Source organism: Hymenobacter lapidiphilus (assembly GCF_003417065.2).
Classification (GTDB): Bacteria; Bacteroidota; Bacteroidia; order Cytophagales; family Hymenobacteraceae; genus Hymenobacter.
Window position 1 is genome coordinate 94,676 of record NZ_QVLT01000010.1, and the last position, 16,375, is coordinate 111,050.

Consider the following 16,375-nt stretch of genomic DNA (forward strand, 5'->3'; position numbering starts at 1 on the left):
CTCGCAGTGAACGGCTACCGCGAGACACTGCGGTTATTCACTGCGAGACACTGCGTGAAAAAGCTACATCAAGTCCTGCTGGATGTAGGTTTCCAGGTCTTTGTCGCCGCGGCCCGAAAGGTTCACGACCACCACATCATCAGGGCCGGCGCCGAGCTGGCCCAGGGCAGACAGCGCGTGCGCCGTTTCGAGGGCCGGAATGATGCCTTCGAGCCGGCTGCACTCCACCACGGCCAGCAGCGCATCTTCATCGGTGATACTGATGAACTGCGCCCGGCCGGCATCAGCCAGAAAGGCGTGCAGTGGGCCAATGCCAGGGTAATCGAGGCCCGCGGAGAGCGAGTAGGGCTCGGTAATCTGACCGTCCTCGTCCTGCATGAGCAGCGTGCGTGCGCCGTGAATAATGCCCGGCTTGCCCAGCACCGACGTAGCCGCCGAGTGGCCCGAATGGATGCCGTGGCCGGCCGCTTCCACGGCCACCAGCTTCACCGTCGGCTCTTCCAGGAAATGATAAAATGCCCCGGCCGCGTTGGAGCCGCCGCCCACGCAGGCCACCACGTACTGCGGCAGCTCAGAGCCCGTTTTTTCCAGCAGCTGCTTGCGCATCTCCTCGCTGATGACCGCCTGCAAACGCGCCACTAAATCGGGGTACGGATGCGGACCGACCACCGAGCCGATGATGTAGTGGGTGTCGACGGGGTTTGAAATCCAGTCGCGGATGGCCTCGTTGGTGGCGTCTTTTAGGGTTTTGCTACCGCTGCTGGCGGGCCGCACTTCGGCCCCGAGCAGGCGCATACGGTACACGTTGGGCTTCTGGCGCTCCATGTCCACTTCGCCCATGTACACGATGCACTCCATGCCCATCAGGGCGCACACGGTGGCGGTGGCCACGCCGTGCTGGCCGGCACCGGTTTCAGCAATGATGCGGGTTTTGCCCAGCCGCCGGGCCAGCAGAATCTGCCCGACTGTATTATTGACTTTGTGGGCGCCGGTGTGGCACAGGTCTTCGCGCTTAAGAAACACGCGGGTGTTGTACTTGGCCGACAGTCGCTTGGCTTCGAACAGCGGCGTGGGCCGGCCCACGTAGTCGCGCAGCAGCTGCTGGTACTCCTGCTGAAAGGCCGGTTCGGCCATGATAGACAGGTATTGCTGGCGCAGCTCCTCCACGTTGGGGTAGAGCATTTCGGGGATGAAGGCGCCGCCAAACTGGCCGTAGTAGCCGCGCTCGGTAGGTTGCTGGTAGGTGGGAGTAATAGTCATGGTTGTAGGGAAGAAAATCGGAGGAGAAAGCGCCGTTCCGGGGCAGTGGTCAGGCGCGTAAATCGGCGAAAAACCGGCGTAGTACGGCCGCATCTTTAAGGGCCGGCGCGGTTTCGAAGCCGCTGTTTACATCGAACCCGTACAGGCCCGGTAGGCGCAGGTGGGCCAGCTCGGCCACCATGCTTGAGTCGATGCCACCGGCTAGCAGATACGGCACGGACAACGCGTACTGGCGCAGCAGCTGCCAGTTGAAGCGGGTGCCGTTGCCGCCCGGCTGGGGCCCGGCTGCATCGAACAGGAAGTAGTCACAAACCGGCACGTAGGGCTCCAAAACAGCAAAATCAACCGCTTCGCCCACCGCAAACGCCTTGATGGCGCCCACGCCAGCGGCCCGCAACTCGGCGCACTGGGCCGGCGACTCGTTGCCGTGTAGCTGCACCAAGTCGAGGCCGTAACGCCTTACCTGCTGCATGATTTCGGCCGTGCTTTGGTCGACGAACACGCCTACTTTGCGCACGCTGGCCGGCAGGCTCTTCAGCAGCTCCTCACTCAACTCCTCGCCCACGTAGCGCTTGGATAGGGGAGAAAAGATGAAGCCGAGAAAATCGGGTTCGAGGCCTGCCACCTCCAGAATATTGCCGGCCTGCCGCAGGCCGCAAACTTTCAAACGCAGGGTAGTAATAGTTGCCGTCATGGAGTGATTTTGAAAAGCCAACCGGGACAGGGGCAGTGAAGTTCAGGGCCAGGAGCAGCAACCGCTTGTCACAACTGCTGCACCAGCGCGGCGCAGGCCTGCTCGGGCCGGGCGTGGCGCATAAACGCCTCGCCCATCAGAAAGCCCCGGTAACCAACCTCGCGCAGCGCCCGGATGTCGGCGGCCGAGTTCAGGCCGCTTTCCGTCACCTTCACGTACTCGTCCGGAATCTGGCGGGCCAACTCGCCCGAGGTGTCGAGGCTCACGGCGAAATCGTGCAGGTTGCGGTTGTTCACGCCCACCAGGCTCACGGCGTCGGGGTGCAGCGTGTCGGTCAGCTCCTGCTCGTTATGGATTTCGAGTAGCACCTCCATTCCCAGGCTTTTGGCCAGCCGGCCCAGGCGCAGCACCTCCTCGCCGCTCAGCACGGCCGCAATAAGCAGCACGGCATCGGCCCCGAGGCTTTTGGCCTCGATAATCTGGTACTCGTTCACCACGAAATCCTTGCGCAGAATGGGGCAGAAATTGTAGCGCCGGGCCGTGGTCAGGTCCTCATTGCGCCCCCCGAAAAACTCGGTATCCGTGAGCACCGACAGCGCCGACGCGCCGGCCTGCATGTAGCCCAGCGTGGTACGCTCGACCGGCGCGTGTGCGTTGATGATGCCCTTGCTCGGCGACTTGCGCTTGAACTCGGCAATAATACCGCTCAAATCGTCGCGCAGCAGGTAGTGGCGCAAACTCAGCGGCTTGGCCTCCATGTACAGGCTCTGCTCCAGCAGTTTCAGCGGCACCAGGCTCTGGCGGTCGGCTACTTCGCGGCGTTTGTGGGCAATGATTTTATCGAGAATGGTCATTTTTTTGAGCTTTTAGCTGGCAGCGGTTAGCTGTTAGCCTAGTGTTCATCGGTTTGAATGAACGTGTATGAGTTGAATCGGAATCAGAAAAACGCAAAAGCTGTCAGTTAACAGCTCTCAGCTAAAAGCTTAAGAGCCTTTCTCGCCCGGCCCGAATCCAGGGATTCGCGGGCGGCGGCCATGGCTTCGGCAAAGCTGAAGTCCGGCTCGCGGCAGCTAATGGCCAGCGCGGCGTTGGCCGTTACCACGTCGCGCTGGGCGCGGGTGGCGCGGCCTTCGAGCACATCAACAAACAAGCGGGCCGATTCGGCGGCGGTATGGCCGCCGGCCAGCTCCTCGGGGCGGGTGGCGCTCAGGCCCAGGTCGGCGGCAGTGGCCACCCGCTCGCCGGCAGGCGTGGCCAGCTTGGCCGCCCCGGTCAGCGAGAGTTCGTCGTAGCCGTCGAGGGCATGGACCACGGCGTAGCGGGTATCGGTTTGCTGCAGCAGGTAGTGGTAGATGCGCAGCAGCTCCAGGCTGAACGTACCGGCCACCTGGAATTTCGGCCGCACCGGGTTCACGAGCGGCCCCAGAATGTTAAAGAACGTGCGCACACCCAGCTCGCGGCGCACCGGCCCGGCGTGGCGCATGGCCGGGTGGAAGGCTGGCGCGTGCAGCACGCAAATGCCCGCCCGCTCCAGCTGCCGCTTCAGTCCGTCGTTGTCGGCGGCTAGGTTCACGCCCAGCTCCCGCAGCACATCCGACGAGCCGCACACCGACGACACGCCGATATTGCCGTGCTTGGTGACCAGATAGCCCGCCCCGGTCACCACGAAGCAGGCCAGCGTGCTGATGTTGAGCGTATCCTTACCGTCGCCGCCGGTGCCCACAATATCGATGGTGTCGCGGGTGCCCAGCTCCGGGTCGCGGCTCAGGCTCAGGAGCGCGTCGCGGAAGCCAGCCAGCTCGGGCACCGAAATCGGGCGCATGCGGTACACGCTCATAAAAGCGGCCATTTCGGCGGCGTTGGCTTCGCCCTGCCCGATGCGCAACATGGCCTCGTGGGCCTCGGCGTGCGTGAGGAGCTGCTGGTCGAAAAGTTGGGCAAGAAGTTGTTTCACAGAATCACAGATATTGCAGATGATTGGATTTCGCTGATGAAAGGCGGTTTCGTTGTGCTTTATTTCAGCCAGTTGGCCAGCATCCGGTGGCCGTGCTCGGTGAGGATGGATTCGGGGTGGAACTGCACGCCGCGCACATCGTACTCGCGGTGGCGGAAGGCCAGCACCTGGCCGTTCTCATCCACAGCCGTTACCTCCAGTTCCGCCGGCACCGACTCGGGCCGCACGCTCCAGGAGTGGTAGCGGCCCACTTTAAAGGTTTCGGGCAGCTCGTCGAACAGGCGGTCGGGGGCCGTCAGGCGGGCTTCGGTGGCGAGGCCGTGCAGCACCTGGGGCAGGTTGTACAGCTCGCCGCCGAAGCTTTCGGCCAGGCCCTGGTGGCCCAGGCACACGCCTAGTATGCGTTTGGTGGGTGCGTAGCGGCGGATGATGGCCGGCATCAGCCCGGCGTCGGCGGGTAGCCCCGGGCCCGGCGAGAGCAGCACGGCATCGTACTGTTCCACGTCGTCAAGGGCCAGCTGGTCGTTGCGGCGCACGGTTACGTTGTCGCGGTGGCCCAGCTCGCGCAGTAGCTGCACGAGGTTGTAGGTGAAAGAATCGTAGTTGTCGAGAACGAGAATGGTCATGGATAGAATTCCAATGGCCTCAGGGCCGAAGTCCTGGGCTGCGTAGCGGAAAATGATGGTTTCAAGGCGCTGATTTACCCAGGGCTTCAGCCCTGAGAATTGAAAGGCAGGCGCTAAACAGCTTCCGCCTCGGCCAACGCCTTGCGCAGGGCGGCCAGCTTATGATGCACTTCCTGCAGCTCGGAGTTGGTGTCGGAAGCGGCCACCACGCCGGCCCCAGCCTGGAAATAGAGGCGGCCGCCGGTGCTCAGAAACGAGCGAATCATGATGGCATGGTTGAAGTCGCCGTTGAAGCCCAGATGACCGATGGCGCCGCCGTAGTAGCCGCGGGCGGTGGGTTCGAGCTGGTCAATCAGCTGCATGGCGCGGTGCTTGGGCGCCCCCGAAAGCGTGCCGGCCGGAAACGTATCGGCCACCACTTGCAGCGAGTTAGTGCCTTCAGTCAGAGTGGCCGTTACCTCACTTACCAAGTGGATAACGTGCGAGTAAAACTGGATTTCGCGGAAGGTTTTCACTTCCACCGCGTCGCCGTGGCGGGCCAGGTCGTTGCGGGCCAGGTCCACCAGCATCACGTGCTCGGCGTTTTCCTTGGGGTCGTCGGCCAGCTGCTGGGCCAGAGCGGCATCCTGGGCATCGTTGCCGGTGCGGCGGAAGGTGCCGGCAATCGGGAACAGGCTGGCCTCGCGGCCCTTAATGCGCACCTGGGCCTCGGGCGAGGAGCCAAAAATCTTGAACGCCCCGTAATCGAAGTAGAACAGGTAGGGTGAGGGATTGATGGAGCGCAGCGCCCGGTACACGTTGAACTCATCACCCGAAAAACCCTGCTCGAACCGCCGCGACAGCACAATCTGGAACACGTCGCCCAGGTTGCAGTGCCGCTGGCCCTGCCCCAGCACCGCCAGAAACTGCTCATCGGTTTGGTTGCTCTGCTCCTCCCCTTCAGTTTTAAACTTGAAGTCGGGCAATGACGGATTCCGAATCAGGTTGATAAGCCGCGTGAGGCCGTCCTCGTCCACCTCTTCGCCCGCCAGCGTGTGCTCGAACACGTATAGCTCGTTGCGGAAGTGGTTGATGGCAATAACGTGGCGGTAGGTACCGTAGAGGATGTCCGGCATCGGGCCGGCGGGCTGCTTCTCGGGGCTGAGCGTGAGGTCCTCGAAAGCCTGCACCGCCTCGTAGCCCAGGTAACCGAACAGTCCGCCGGTGATGAAATCGTGGCCCGTATCCTCGGTCTGGAACGCGGCGGCAAACGCTTGGAGCCGCCCCAGCGCCTGGCAGGGGGCGGCCAGCGTTTCGGTTTCTACTACGTCGCCCGGCAGGCGCAGCGTCAGCTCGCGGCCCCGCAGCTCGAAGCGGGCCAGCGGGTCGAAGGCGAGGTAGCTGAACGCGTTCTGCTGGCCGTGGTAGTCGGAGCTTTCGAGCAGCAGGCAGTTGTCGTACCGGTCGCGCAGCCGCAGGTAAAGGCCGACCGGCGTCACGGTATCGGCCAGAATACGCTGGAAACGGGTAGTGAGGGAGTAAGATTGCATGCGCGGGCTGGTTGTGGTGAGCAGGAGAAAGGTCAGCGCCGGGCACAAAAAAACCCGGCGGGCGGCCGGGTTACATCTGGAGCAGTTGCGAAGAACAGGATTCGATTCTAACGCACGCACAGGTTGTCCCGTCCGGAATTTCCGTAGGGCCACCACCAAGCTTGCATCATCATCGAAGTACTCATTGCCAAAATAGGATTTGGGGCGTTGAACGTTGCAAAGCTACCAACGGTTGGCGTCGGCGCAAGCAAAAGCCCGAATTTTTTCAGTGGTCAGCAGGAACGTCATTCAGAGCGCGCGAAGAATGACGCGTGCCAAAGCAACCTTGCCGTCAGGGTTTACCATTGCACGCGAGATTCTTCGCTGCGCTCTGAATGACGCTCCCTCCTGCCTATTGAAGCCGCTACTCCTTCACCAGCGCCTGCCGGCCCTGCAGTGCGCCAACCGTTACGCGCAGCTGGTATACCCCGGCGGGCAGGCCGCTCACATCGAGCACCGTCCCCGATTTCACCTTCTCGCGGCGCACGGTACGGCCGCGGACGTCCACGATTTCCAGCCGGGTACTGCCTCGCACCTCGGCGGGCAGCAGCACCGTGAAGCGGTTGCGGGTCGGGTTAGGGTAGGCGCTGAACGCCAGCCCCGCCACCGACCGGCCGGTGGCAGTTACTACGGCCGGCTGGCTCAACCACTGGTAGGCCGCCGCAAACTCCCGCTTCCAGAACCACTCAGCGTGCTGGCCATCGGGGCGCGTCTGCAGGCTCAGGTTGGCAGCCGGCACACCCGCTTTAGCCAGCGAATCGTGTACGGCCCGCATCAGCGGGGCCATGGTGGCGCTTTCATTGGCCCCGGCCACGAAGTAAAACCGCGTATCGGGCCGCGGCGGGTGCTGGCTCATGTAGGTGAACAACGGCTGCTGAGCAAACCAGAAGGCCGGCGAGAATACGCCCACCCGGCCGTACACCAGCGGGTATTTCAGGGCCGCGTACGTCGAAATCAGCCCGCCCATGCTGCTGCCGGCCACGCCCGTAAACTCGCGGCCCGTAAGGGTGCGGTAGTTGGCATCGACGTACGGCTTGAGCGTCTGGACCATGAAATCCACGTACTGGTCGCCCTGGCCACCGCCGTACTGCGGGTTACGCCACGGCGAAAGCTCGTTCAGGCGCTCGGCACCGCCATTATCAATGGCGACCACAATGCTGCCGGCAGCGTCGAGGCCCTGGGCTTGCAGCTGGCTCAACGTTTCGTCTACGCCCCACTCGCCCGAAAAGCTGGTGCAGGCATCGAATACATTCTGACCGTCGTGCAGGTAAAGTACCGGGTAGCGGCGGGCGGGTGCCGTACCGTAGTCGTTGGGCAGGTATACCCACACGCGGCGGGTGCGCCCCAACTGCGGCATGGCAAACGACTCGCTGATAACGCGCACGTTCGGCTGCAGGGCGGTGCTTTGGCAGGGCGGTTGTGGGCCGCCACCGTTCAGGTCTTTCCAGCCGCTTACGGTCAGGCTCAGTGTAGCTGGAGCACCGCTTAGCGTCTGGCGGCGGTTGGCTACGTCCTGGCCCGCCGCGTCGGTTTCAACGGTAGCCCAGGAGCCCCGGGTGAATTTGAACTCTACCGGCCCGGTGACGGAGGCAGGCAGGGTTAGCTCGTAGGAGCCATCGGGCTGCCGTACCAGGGCGTGGGCGGGGCTGGCGGGCGTCCAGTTGTTGAACGAGCCGGCCAGAAACAAACTGGCATCGGCAGGCGTGGCGGCCGGCACGGTGGTGATGCGCACGGTGGTCTGAGCACTGGCATAGAAAGCAGGCAGCAGCATTACCATAGAAAGCAGCAGACGAAGCACAGGCAGAGCGGTTGGTTGACAACTAGGTGAATATGTTGCAAGCTACGCCCGAATCAGTGGGTAGCAGAAGCGGAGAACGGCCGCAGTAACGAGCAGGCTAACTATTGGGTTTCAGGACATTTTAGCGTCCTGCATTTTTCCGGGAAAATTCATCTGTCACGGCTTACCGAAAGCACGTGTAATGGGTGAGTAAGCTCTCACCTATACCGCCTGGCCATACCGGCCGCCGTGTGTTCGCATGGTTTGGGACTGCAACGATGGGCCTCCCGCAAAATCCTAGGTTATGTACAAATAGAACCGCTTAAATGATGTCATATATGTAGAGGAATACCACTACTCCGTTGACTTAAACTTTTCCTCTATTTGCCATATCCACCCATCTTCCGGCAGCCAGTGTCCTACCACAGGCACCGTAACAGGGCAGTTTCAATCAACGCAGCATCAATTAAGAAACCAAATTATACCTTATTCTGGGTTTAATCACTCTTCACAGCAAAATACCGCAGCTATTTACCAGTTGAAGACCGTTATCCGGCAATAGCAGGCAACACAGCACCTGCATTCATCCCTTTCAGCACCTGATCCGCGCCGGCCTCTGGTTTCCTGAACAAGCTGATTTAGGGTACGTTCGAGCGCCAGGGAGGTGCAAATGCCTTCGGTCAGCGTACCTCTGCCGGCTGCCCATGCTCATCCCGACTTAGCACCGGAACGGACAGATACCTTAAAATACAATTATAACTAAATCGTTTTGGGCCTTGCAGAGCGCAGATTTATAGTGTGAGGAAGTTTATCTTGCGGTGTTTCTGCGTGTTTTGATAATCGTATGTGCTGTCTATCGGCAACGCTACGGTGCATAGGCAACTGTTACACCGGCCAACGGTTTATGGCCGGGGTCGTCATCCGAAAATTCCCATTCCGTCCGAGAGCGGACAAAATCATCTCAACCTCTAATACTTTTCACATGAAAAACCCTTATCTGGCGAAAGTGGTGCTGCCATTTCTGTGCGTGGGCGCGGGCATCAGCAGTGCCCATGCGCAGGGAATTGGTACGGTCAGTGGCCGGGTGGTCGACGAGAAAGGCGAAGGCCTGCCGGGCGTAACGGTGCTGATTGAAGGCACCTCTCTGGGCGGCTCGACCAATGGTGATGGCACGTTTCTGATCCAGAACGCCCCTACTGGTCCGCAGACGCTCGTTATTTCGTTTGTAGGTTTCTCTACCCAGCGCAAAAGCATCAGTGTAACGGCCGGCCAAAATACGGCTGTGCCCGCCCTAACCATCTCGGAAAACACTACCCTGCTCAACGAGGCCGTGGTAGTTGGCTACGGCACCCAGCGCAAGCAGGACGTGACTGGCTCGGTAGTAACCGTGTCGGAGAAGGAGTTTGTGAAGGGCCAGGTAACCAACCCCGAGCAGCTGGTGCAGGGCAAAATTGCCGGTGTCAGCATCACGACTGGCGGCGGCGCTCCGGGCGCGGCCTCCACGGTACGTATCCGCGGCAACTCCTCGCTCAATGCCAACAACGACCCTTTGTACGTTATTGATGGCGTACCCGTGGACAAAGGCGGTATTTCGGGCGCCAGCAACCCACTCTCGCTCATCAACCCGAACGACATCGAGTCGGTAACGGTGCTTAAGGATGCCTCGGCCACGGCCATTTATGGCAACCGGGCTTCCAACGGTGTTATTCTGGTAACTACTAAAACCGGCCTGCCGGGCGAGAAGCTGACGGTTAACCTGTCGTCGCAGACGTCCGTTTCGCAGCGCTTCAAGGAGTACGATGTACTGAAGGCCGACGAGCTGCGCCAGATCATTCAGGAAAATGGTTCGGCTTCGCAGGCGGCTACGCTGGGCACGGCCAACACCAACTGGCAGAGCGAGATTTTCCGCACCGCTGCCACCTACGATAACAACATCAGCCTGACCGGCTCGGTGGGCAAGCTGCCCTTCCGCGTTTCCTACGGCAACCTCAACCAGGATGGCATCGTCATCACCAACAACCTGAAGCGGAACTCGGGCTCCATCAGCCTTTCGCCGGTGTTGCTGAAAGACCGGCTGAAGGTGAATGTAAACGCCAAGGGCACGCGGGTTGACAACCGCTTCATCAGCAATGGCCAAGTGGGTGCGGCCGCGCTCTTCGACCCCACTCAGCCCGTGTTTGGCACCGGCGAGCAGTATGGCCTGTATGGCGGCTACTTCCAGTACCTGCAGCCCTCGGGCACGCCGCTGGGTCTGGCCCCGAGCAACCCGGTAGCCTCGCTGCGCAACACCAACAACATCAGCACCGTCGACCGTTTGATTGGTAACGTGCAGCTCGATTACAAGCTGCCTTTCGTGGAGGGTCTGCGGGCCAACCTCAACCTGGGCACCGATGTGTCGAAGGGCGAGGGCTCGACCACCAACCAGCCCACCGATTTCGGCAACTTCAACCCCGAAGCTATAGGCAATGCCGGCCTGAACGGCCGCTACAGCCAGTTCAACCAGCGCAAAATTATGCAGCTGCTGGAAACCTACTTGGCCTACGGCCGCAACTTTGGCGACACTCGTTTCGATGTCCAAGGCGGCTACTCCTACCAGAGCTTCGTAAACAAGGGCGACAACTTCCTGGCCCGGCGCTTCGACCAGACCACGCTGTTTAACCCCAAAGACACGCTGACCGTGCCTGGCTACTACTCCAAGCTGGTGTTCCTTTCCTACTTTGGGCGCACCACGCTGAATGTGAAGGACCGCTACCTGCTCACGGCTACCGTGCGGAATGACAACACCTCGCGCTTTGCGCCAGGCAACCGCAGCGGCTGGTTTCCGGCCCTGGGCCTGGGCTGGCGCCTGAAGGGCGAGGGTTTCCTGGCCGACAACACCACCATTTCGGAGCTGAAGCTGCGCGCCGGCTACGGCCTCACCGGCCAGCAGGACATTGGGGATGCGTACGATTACCTGCCCCGATACGTGCTGGGCGACGCGGCCTCGCAGTACCAGCTTGGCGGGCAGGGCATCATTACCTACCGCTCGTCGGGCTACAACCGCGAGTTGCGCTGGGAGAACACTGCTACCTGGAACCTGGGCCTCGACTACGGCTTATTCGATGACCGCATTACGGGTGCGATTGATGTGTACGAGCGTAAATCCACCGACCTGCTGGCCAACGTAGTTGTACCTGCCGGCGGTAACCTCACCAACCGGCTCAATGCCAATGTCGGCTCGCTGCGCAACCGCGGTATCGAGTTCGTCATCAACGGTTCGGCCGTGCGCTCGCAGGACTGGAACGTGGACCTGAACTTCAATCTGGCCTACAACGAAAATAAAATCACCGATCTGGGACGGCAGGAACCTGGCTTCAATGGTTACGAAACGGGTGGGATTCCGGGCCGCACGGGTGCCAGCATTCAGCGGCAGTCGGTAGGTTTCCCCATCAACTCGTTCTATGCGCAGCAGCAGGTATACGATGCCAACGGCCGGCCGCTGCAGGGCGTGTTTGTTGACCGCGACGGCAACGGTACGGTTACGCCCGACGAGAGCGACTTCTACCACTACAAACAGCCGGCTTCGCGCCTGACGCTGGGCTTCACTCCCTCGGTGGGCTACCGCAAGCTGAACCTGAGCATGCTGTTGCGCGCCAACGTGGGCAACTACGTGTACAATGGGGTGGCAGCCAACTTAGCTAACTTCGCCAATGCCAACAGTTCAACCGGCTTCATCAACAACTTGCCGCGCGATATTTACAACACCGGCTTCACTACGCAGCAGGCGTTTTCCGACTACTATCTGCAGAACGCTTCCTTCCTGCGGGCCGAAAACATTACGCTCGGCTACAATGTAGGTAAGTTGTTCAGTGACAAAGCGAACCTTCGGTTGAGCGCGGCAGTTCAGAATGCATTCCTGATTACGAAGTATGACGGCATCGACCCCGAAATTTCGGGCGGCATCGACAACGAATTCTACTCCGTCCGGCCGCACGTTCACGTTTGGTCTCAACCTCGGCATCTAAATTCCCCCACTCATGCAAAACTCTATCATTCGCGGGCTGCTGATTGCCTCGGCCGGCCTAGCCCTGGCCGCCGGGAGTACCTCCTGTACCAAAGACCTCGACCAGGAGCCCCGCTTCGAACTGACGCCCGACAAAGTATTTGCCGATCTGCAGGGTTACCGCCAGGTACTGGCCAAGCTGTACGCCGGCTATGCCACTACTGGCCAGAAAGGCCCCGCCGACAGTCCTGACATTGGGGGTATCGATGAGGGCTCGTCTGACTACATTCGCCAGTACTGGAGTGCCCAGGAGCTGCCCACCGACGAGGCCGTAGTAGCCTGGACCGACCCGGGTGTGCAGGATTGGCACAACATGAACTGGAACGCCTCCAACATCCTGATCCGGGGCCTGTATAGCCGCATTTTCTACGAAATTTCGATCTGTAACGAGTTCCTGCGCGAGTCGGCCGACGATAAGCTCTCGGCCCGCCTGAGCGCCGACGACGCGGCCACGGTGCGCAAGTTCCGCACCGAAGCCCGTTTCCTGCGCGCTGTGGCCTACATGCACGCCATGGACCTGTTCGGCAACGGCCCGTTCGTAACCGAGAACGATCCGGTAGGCTTCTTCCAGCCGCCTTACTACACCCGCAGCCAGTATTTCACGTTCGTGGAAAAGGAGCTGACGGAGCTGGCTGCCGACGCCAACTTCGCTGACCCCCGCACCAACGAGTACGGCCGGGTGGATAAGGCTGCTGCCTGGGGTATGCTGGCCCGTTTATACCTCAATGCCCAGGTGTACACTGGCACGGCCCGCTACAACGATGCTGTTGTGCAGGCCAAGCGCGTTATCGATGCCGGCTACAAGCTGACCGAAGCCCCGGCCGGTAAGGTTGCCTCGGCCTATGGCCGCGTATTTCTGGGCGACAACGACGCCACGGTGGCCCGCACCGAAGTTATCTGGCCAGTGGTGTTCGATGTGAACACTACCCGCAGCTACGGCGGCACCACCTTCTTGGTAAATGGCTCGACGGGTGCAGCGGCCGACTGGCAGCGCAAGGTGGGCCAAAGCACTGGCTGGCAGGGCCTACGCACCACCAGCGCCCTGTTCAATCTGTTCCCCGATACGGCCCTCGACCGCCGGGGTCGGTTCTGGACCCAAGGCCAAACGCTGCAGATCAACGACCTGAAGCAATTTTCGCAGGGCTTAGGCGTGCTTAAGTTCCGCAACATCAGCTCGGGTGGTGAGGCGCTGGGCGGCTCGCAGAACTTTTCGAGTGTTGACTTCCCCATGATCCGGGTAGCCGAGATGATGCTTATCTATGCCGAGGCCGTAGGCCGTGGCGGTTCCGGAGACGCGAACCTAGCCCTAGGCTATGTCAACCAGATCCGGCGCCGGGCCTTTGGCCTGCCCACCACCACGCCTAGCCCGGTGGCCGATGTTACGAGCCAGGTGCTTGCTCCCAACTCTACGTTCCTGCTCGACGAGCGGGCGCGCGAACTGCACTGGGAAGGCCACCGTCGTACCGACCTCATCCGCTACGACCGTTTCGTGACAGCGGCTTACGTGTGGCCCTGGAAGGGCGGCGTAGCGGCTGGCCGGGCTGTGGAAACTTTCCGCAAGCTCTACCCGATTCCGGCTGCCGACCTCTCGGTTAACCAGAACCTGAAACAGAACGAAGGCTACTAACCGCCGAACTTTTTTGGGGCCGGCGCTTTTATTACAGTGTCGGCCCCACGAGGGTTATTTTCCCACCGTTTTCTTCTTTTACTCCATGAGCAATTTTCTTACCCGTTTTTCTTTAGGGTGGCTGGCCGTGGCTGGTTTAGCCCTGACAACTTCCTGCGAAAAGGACGAAACCAAGGTTACGCTCGACCAGGGAGCTGCACCTCAGCTGACAACCTCGAGCAACACCGTGGTACTGACGCAGGTAAACGCGGCCCAGCAGGCCGTTACCTTCAACTGGACGCCCAGCACGTCGTTTGCCTGGCAGAACACCGGTAACCAGTACAATCCGCCGGTTACCTATACCATTCAGCTGGATAAGGCCGGCAACAACTTCGCGGCCCCCGCCAACATTGAGGCCGGTGCTGGCCCGAACACAACGGTTACCGTCGAAAGACTTAACGTCGCTCTCAATGGGTTGGGCTTAGAATTCGGCAAGCCCGCGCAACTGGAAGTACGCCTGAAGTCGGAACTGTCTGCCAATGCGCCTCTTTTCTCCACGGCTCAGCCGTTCACCGCTACCTCCTACAAGGTATGCCTTCCCCCCAACGCTAACACTTGGGGTATCGTGGGTCCGGCGGCTAACGGCTGGCCCAGCGACGATAACGCAACCGATGACAACCTTACCTACGACTGCGACACGAAGTCGTATGTTATTACGCGTGCCCTCAAGGCGGGTGACTTCAAGTTCCGTCGCAACAAAGGCTGGGCAACCAACCTGGGCGGCGCAACGGGCGACTACACTCAGGGTATCCCACTCACGCTGGGCGGAGGCGATTTGAAAATTGCCGCCGACGGCGTTTACAAAATAAGCCTGCAGGTAACTACCGACGCTGCGGGTGCCGTTACCGGCGGCAGACTGACGATCAAGCAATAGTTTACCTGGCGCTTACCAGCCACTGGTTATTTCAACGTGGCTTGCTGGTGCTTAACTTTTACAAATAAGAAAGCCGCTGAAATTCAGCGGCTTTCTTATTTGTACCCGGTCCTATTGCGCAGTGAAGCTGTTTAGAGCGTCGACAGCCCGTCATGCTTCGGCTGCGCTCAGCATGACGGGCTGTTGACTTTAGAACTTACGTAAGTAACCCAAGTTGCGAAGAACAGCGCAGCTAAGCCTCGCACCCTACGCCGTGCTAGCAGACTACTCCGCAACTTGGGTTAAGTACTAGAATTTTCAAACAGCTTCATCTGCTTCTCTCCTAGCAATCCACAAAGTAAAAGAGCCTTCCGCTACTAGCGGAAGGCTCTTTTACTTTGTGACCACGCACAGAATATAACCGTGTTATACGGATACCATCGGCGAGGTGCAGCTATTTACTGCACAATCAGCTTCTGGCTGGTGCTCTGGCCACCTACCTGCAGCTTCACGAAGTAAGCACCGGAAGCAAGGTCGCTGAGGTTCTGCTGCTGCAGACCGCCCTGGCGGCCGGAAGCCAGCGAGCGTACGCGCTGGCCGAGGGCGTTGAATACCTCAACGCTCACCTCCTGCTGGCCGGGTACCGTGTATGATACGGTGGCGGCACCAGCGGCGGGGTTAGGGAATACATTGAATTTCAGCGCATTGGCAATAGCTGCCGACTTGGTGGAAGTAATCACCGTCAGGCCTGTAGCCGTTACGTTAAGCGTGGCAGCCTGCGTGCCGGGGAAAGCCGCGCTCGTGAAATCAGGATTAGCGCCCGCGTTCGTGGTGCTGGAAACAAATCCACCCTGCGGAATAAAATCAGAAGAGAGGAAACCGCCATCCTGATTGTTTTGCACCACAAAAATCCGCAACTGGCCGCCAGCAGTGGGGATACCCATTGCGGTGCGGCTTACCCGAATTTCGAAGCCGTTAGCTGGAGCATTGCCAATGGAAGCAGCAGCGCCCCCGTTGTAGCCCGGGTTGCTTGACAGGTTAGCACTGGTGCGGTAAGCTACCGAGGCATTGGCGAAGCCGCCGAACGGGGCCGCCAGCGTGGCTGGGGTGTTATAAGCAGCACCGGTAGTAATATTAAGCGGAGCGCCTCCGGGCAGCGAGGTAGCTACTACGGCGGTAGCGGTAGTAGGGGTATATACAACTCCGTCAACCTTTGCCTGACCAGCTACATCATTCCGCGACACAGCAATTGCTATGTCGGCAGCCAGATCAAGCTTAGCTCCCATCTTCTCAAACGACGTGTTTACGGCTGGGGCCGTAGCAGCGGCGGGCAGGGGCAAAGCCGTCCCGATTGGGACCCCATCAACCCCTGGCCGGTCAATGAACATTTGAATAGAGTTTTGCAGAACGTCTGCATTCACCTGCAGGGTACCAGCCACAAAGAAGTACAGGTTGTTGGCGTCAGCAGCGGCGTACACGGATAACAGACCAGCATCACCGAAACCCCGCGTTGCGGGAGAGGCACCGAGCCGGCGGCCAACCAACTGGTAGCCGCTGGCAACGGCTTCGGTGGCCGTAATCTGGCCATCAACGGTAATGGGGGCCTGGGCCTGGGCCGAGAAAGAAGCGGCCGTGAGGAGCCCGAGAGCTGCGAGAGTAAAAACTTTTTTCATAATAAAAGAAGAAAAGAATGTGGGTGAAAAATCGCAAAACTCAGCATCCGACGAATAGCCAAACACTTTGTTTCGCGTTATAAAAATAGTGTTTTACCTCGGAAAATCGATATTTATACTAAAAAAAATATACATAGTTTATGCATTGACAGTCAATCACTTATAGCACAATCAGCCTTGTAGCGGTCATCCTGCATCAATAGCGGCACTTTGAGTTGGTCGAAAAGACAAGTAATTCAGCCGCGAGCCATTTTTTTCTACC

Annotated in this window: 10 protein-coding genes and 1 pseudogene; 3 read left to right on the forward strand and 8 right to left on the reverse strand. The window is 60.0% G+C overall.

Features of this window, described 5'->3' with window-relative positions; translation table 11 throughout:
• Nucleotides 1–63 precede the first annotated feature (63 nt).
• The 7 genes from trpB to D0N36_RS08205 all read right to left on the reverse strand — a co-directional run bounded on the left by trpB (nt 64) and on the right by D0N36_RS08205 (nt 7,900).
• Nucleotides 64–1,260, reverse strand: a complete 1,197-nt coding sequence (gene trpB, locus D0N36_RS08175; RefSeq protein WP_116940911.1) for a tryptophan synthase subunit beta — start codon at nt 1,258–1,260, stop codon at nt 64–66.
• 49 nt (nt 1,261–1,309) lie between these two features.
• Nucleotides 1,310–1,927, reverse strand: a complete 618-nt coding sequence (locus D0N36_RS08180; protein WP_242478841.1) for a phosphoribosylanthranilate isomerase — start codon at nt 1,925–1,927, stop codon at nt 1,310–1,312.
• Between the two features lie 95 nt (nt 1,928–2,022).
• Entirely contained in the window at nt 2,023–2,808 is a 786-nt protein-coding gene (gene trpC, locus D0N36_RS08185) for an indole-3-glycerol phosphate synthase TrpC (protein ID WP_116940912.1), read from the reverse strand.
• 107 nt (nt 2,809–2,915) lie between these two features.
• Nucleotides 2,916–3,908 (reverse strand): anthranilate phosphoribosyltransferase, encoded by a 993-nt coding sequence (gene trpD / locus D0N36_RS08190; protein WP_116940913.1) that lies wholly within the window; start codon nt 3,906–3,908, stop codon nt 2,916–2,918.
• Between the two features lie 59 nt (nt 3,909–3,967).
• Nucleotides 3,968–4,534, reverse strand: coding sequence for an anthranilate synthase component II (locus D0N36_RS08195; protein ID WP_116940914.1), 567 nt, complete (start codon nt 4,532–4,534; stop codon nt 3,968–3,970).
• A 113-nt stretch (nt 4,535–4,647) separates the two neighbouring features.
• Nucleotides 4,648–6,063 (reverse strand): anthranilate synthase component I family protein, encoded by a 1,416-nt coding sequence (locus tag D0N36_RS08200; RefSeq protein ID WP_116940937.1) that lies wholly within the window; start codon nt 6,061–6,063, stop codon nt 4,648–4,650.
• Between the two features lie 403 nt (nt 6,064–6,466).
• Complete coding sequence (locus D0N36_RS08205) at nt 6,467–7,900, reverse strand: alpha/beta hydrolase-fold protein (protein WP_147320798.1); 1,434 nt, start codon at nt 7,898–7,900, stop codon at nt 6,467–6,469.
• A gap of 961 nt (nt 7,901–8,861) precedes the next feature.
• Here D0N36_RS08205 and D0N36_RS19570 point away from each other — a divergent pair.
• The 3 genes and pseudogenes from D0N36_RS19570 to D0N36_RS08215 form a co-directional block, all read left to right on the forward strand.
• Nucleotides 8,862–11,777: pseudogene (locus tag D0N36_RS19570) on the forward strand (SusC/RagA family TonB-linked outer membrane protein); the annotation flags it as partial.
• 118 nt (nt 11,778–11,895) lie between these two features.
• Nucleotides 11,896–13,548: a RagB/SusD family nutrient uptake outer membrane protein gene (locus D0N36_RS08210; RefSeq protein WP_116940917.1), complete on the forward strand. Its 1,653-nt coding sequence runs from the start codon at nt 11,896–11,898 to the stop codon at nt 13,546–13,548.
• 85 nt (nt 13,549–13,633) lie between these two features.
• Nucleotides 13,634–14,461, forward strand: coding sequence for a SusE domain-containing protein (locus tag D0N36_RS08215; RefSeq protein ID WP_116940918.1), 828 nt, complete (start codon nt 13,634–13,636; stop codon nt 14,459–14,461).
• A 437-nt stretch (nt 14,462–14,898) separates the two neighbouring features.
• Here the strand turns inward: D0N36_RS08215 and D0N36_RS08220 are convergent, their stop codons facing one another.
• Nucleotides 14,899–16,113 carry a T9SS type A sorting domain-containing protein gene (locus tag D0N36_RS08220; RefSeq protein ID WP_116940919.1) on the reverse strand — a complete coding sequence of 405 codons (1,215 nt, stop codon included), beginning with the start codon at nt 16,111–16,113 and terminating at the stop codon, nt 14,899–14,901.
• Nucleotides 16,114–16,375: the final 262 nt, after the last annotated feature.

Excerpts from the sequence above, each read along its gene's own strand:
- trpB (WP_116940911.1), bottom strand. The coding sequence starts at position 1,260 with ATGACTATTACTCCCACCTACCAGCAACCTACCGAGCGCGGCTACTAC.
- trpC (WP_116940912.1), bottom strand. The coding sequence starts at position 2,808 with ATGACCATTCTCGATAAAATCATTGCCCACAAACGCCGCGAAGTAGCC.
- D0N36_RS08195 (WP_116940914.1), bottom strand. The coding sequence starts at position 4,534 with ATGACCATTCTCGTTCTCGACAACTACGATTCTTTCACCTACAACCTC.
- D0N36_RS08200 (WP_116940937.1), bottom strand. The coding sequence starts at position 6,063 with ATGCAATCTTACTCCCTCACTACCCGTTTCCAGCGTATTCTGGCCGAT.
- D0N36_RS08210 (WP_116940917.1), top strand. The coding sequence starts at position 11,896 with ATGCAAAACTCTATCATTCGCGGGCTGCTGATTGCCTCGGCCGGCCTA.
- D0N36_RS08215 (WP_116940918.1), top strand. The coding sequence starts at position 13,634 with ATGAGCAATTTTCTTACCCGTTTTTCTTTAGGGTGGCTGGCCGTGGCT.
- D0N36_RS08220 (WP_116940919.1), bottom strand. The coding sequence starts at position 16,113 with ATGAAAAAAGTTTTTACTCTCGCAGCTCTCGGGCTCCTCACGGCCGCT.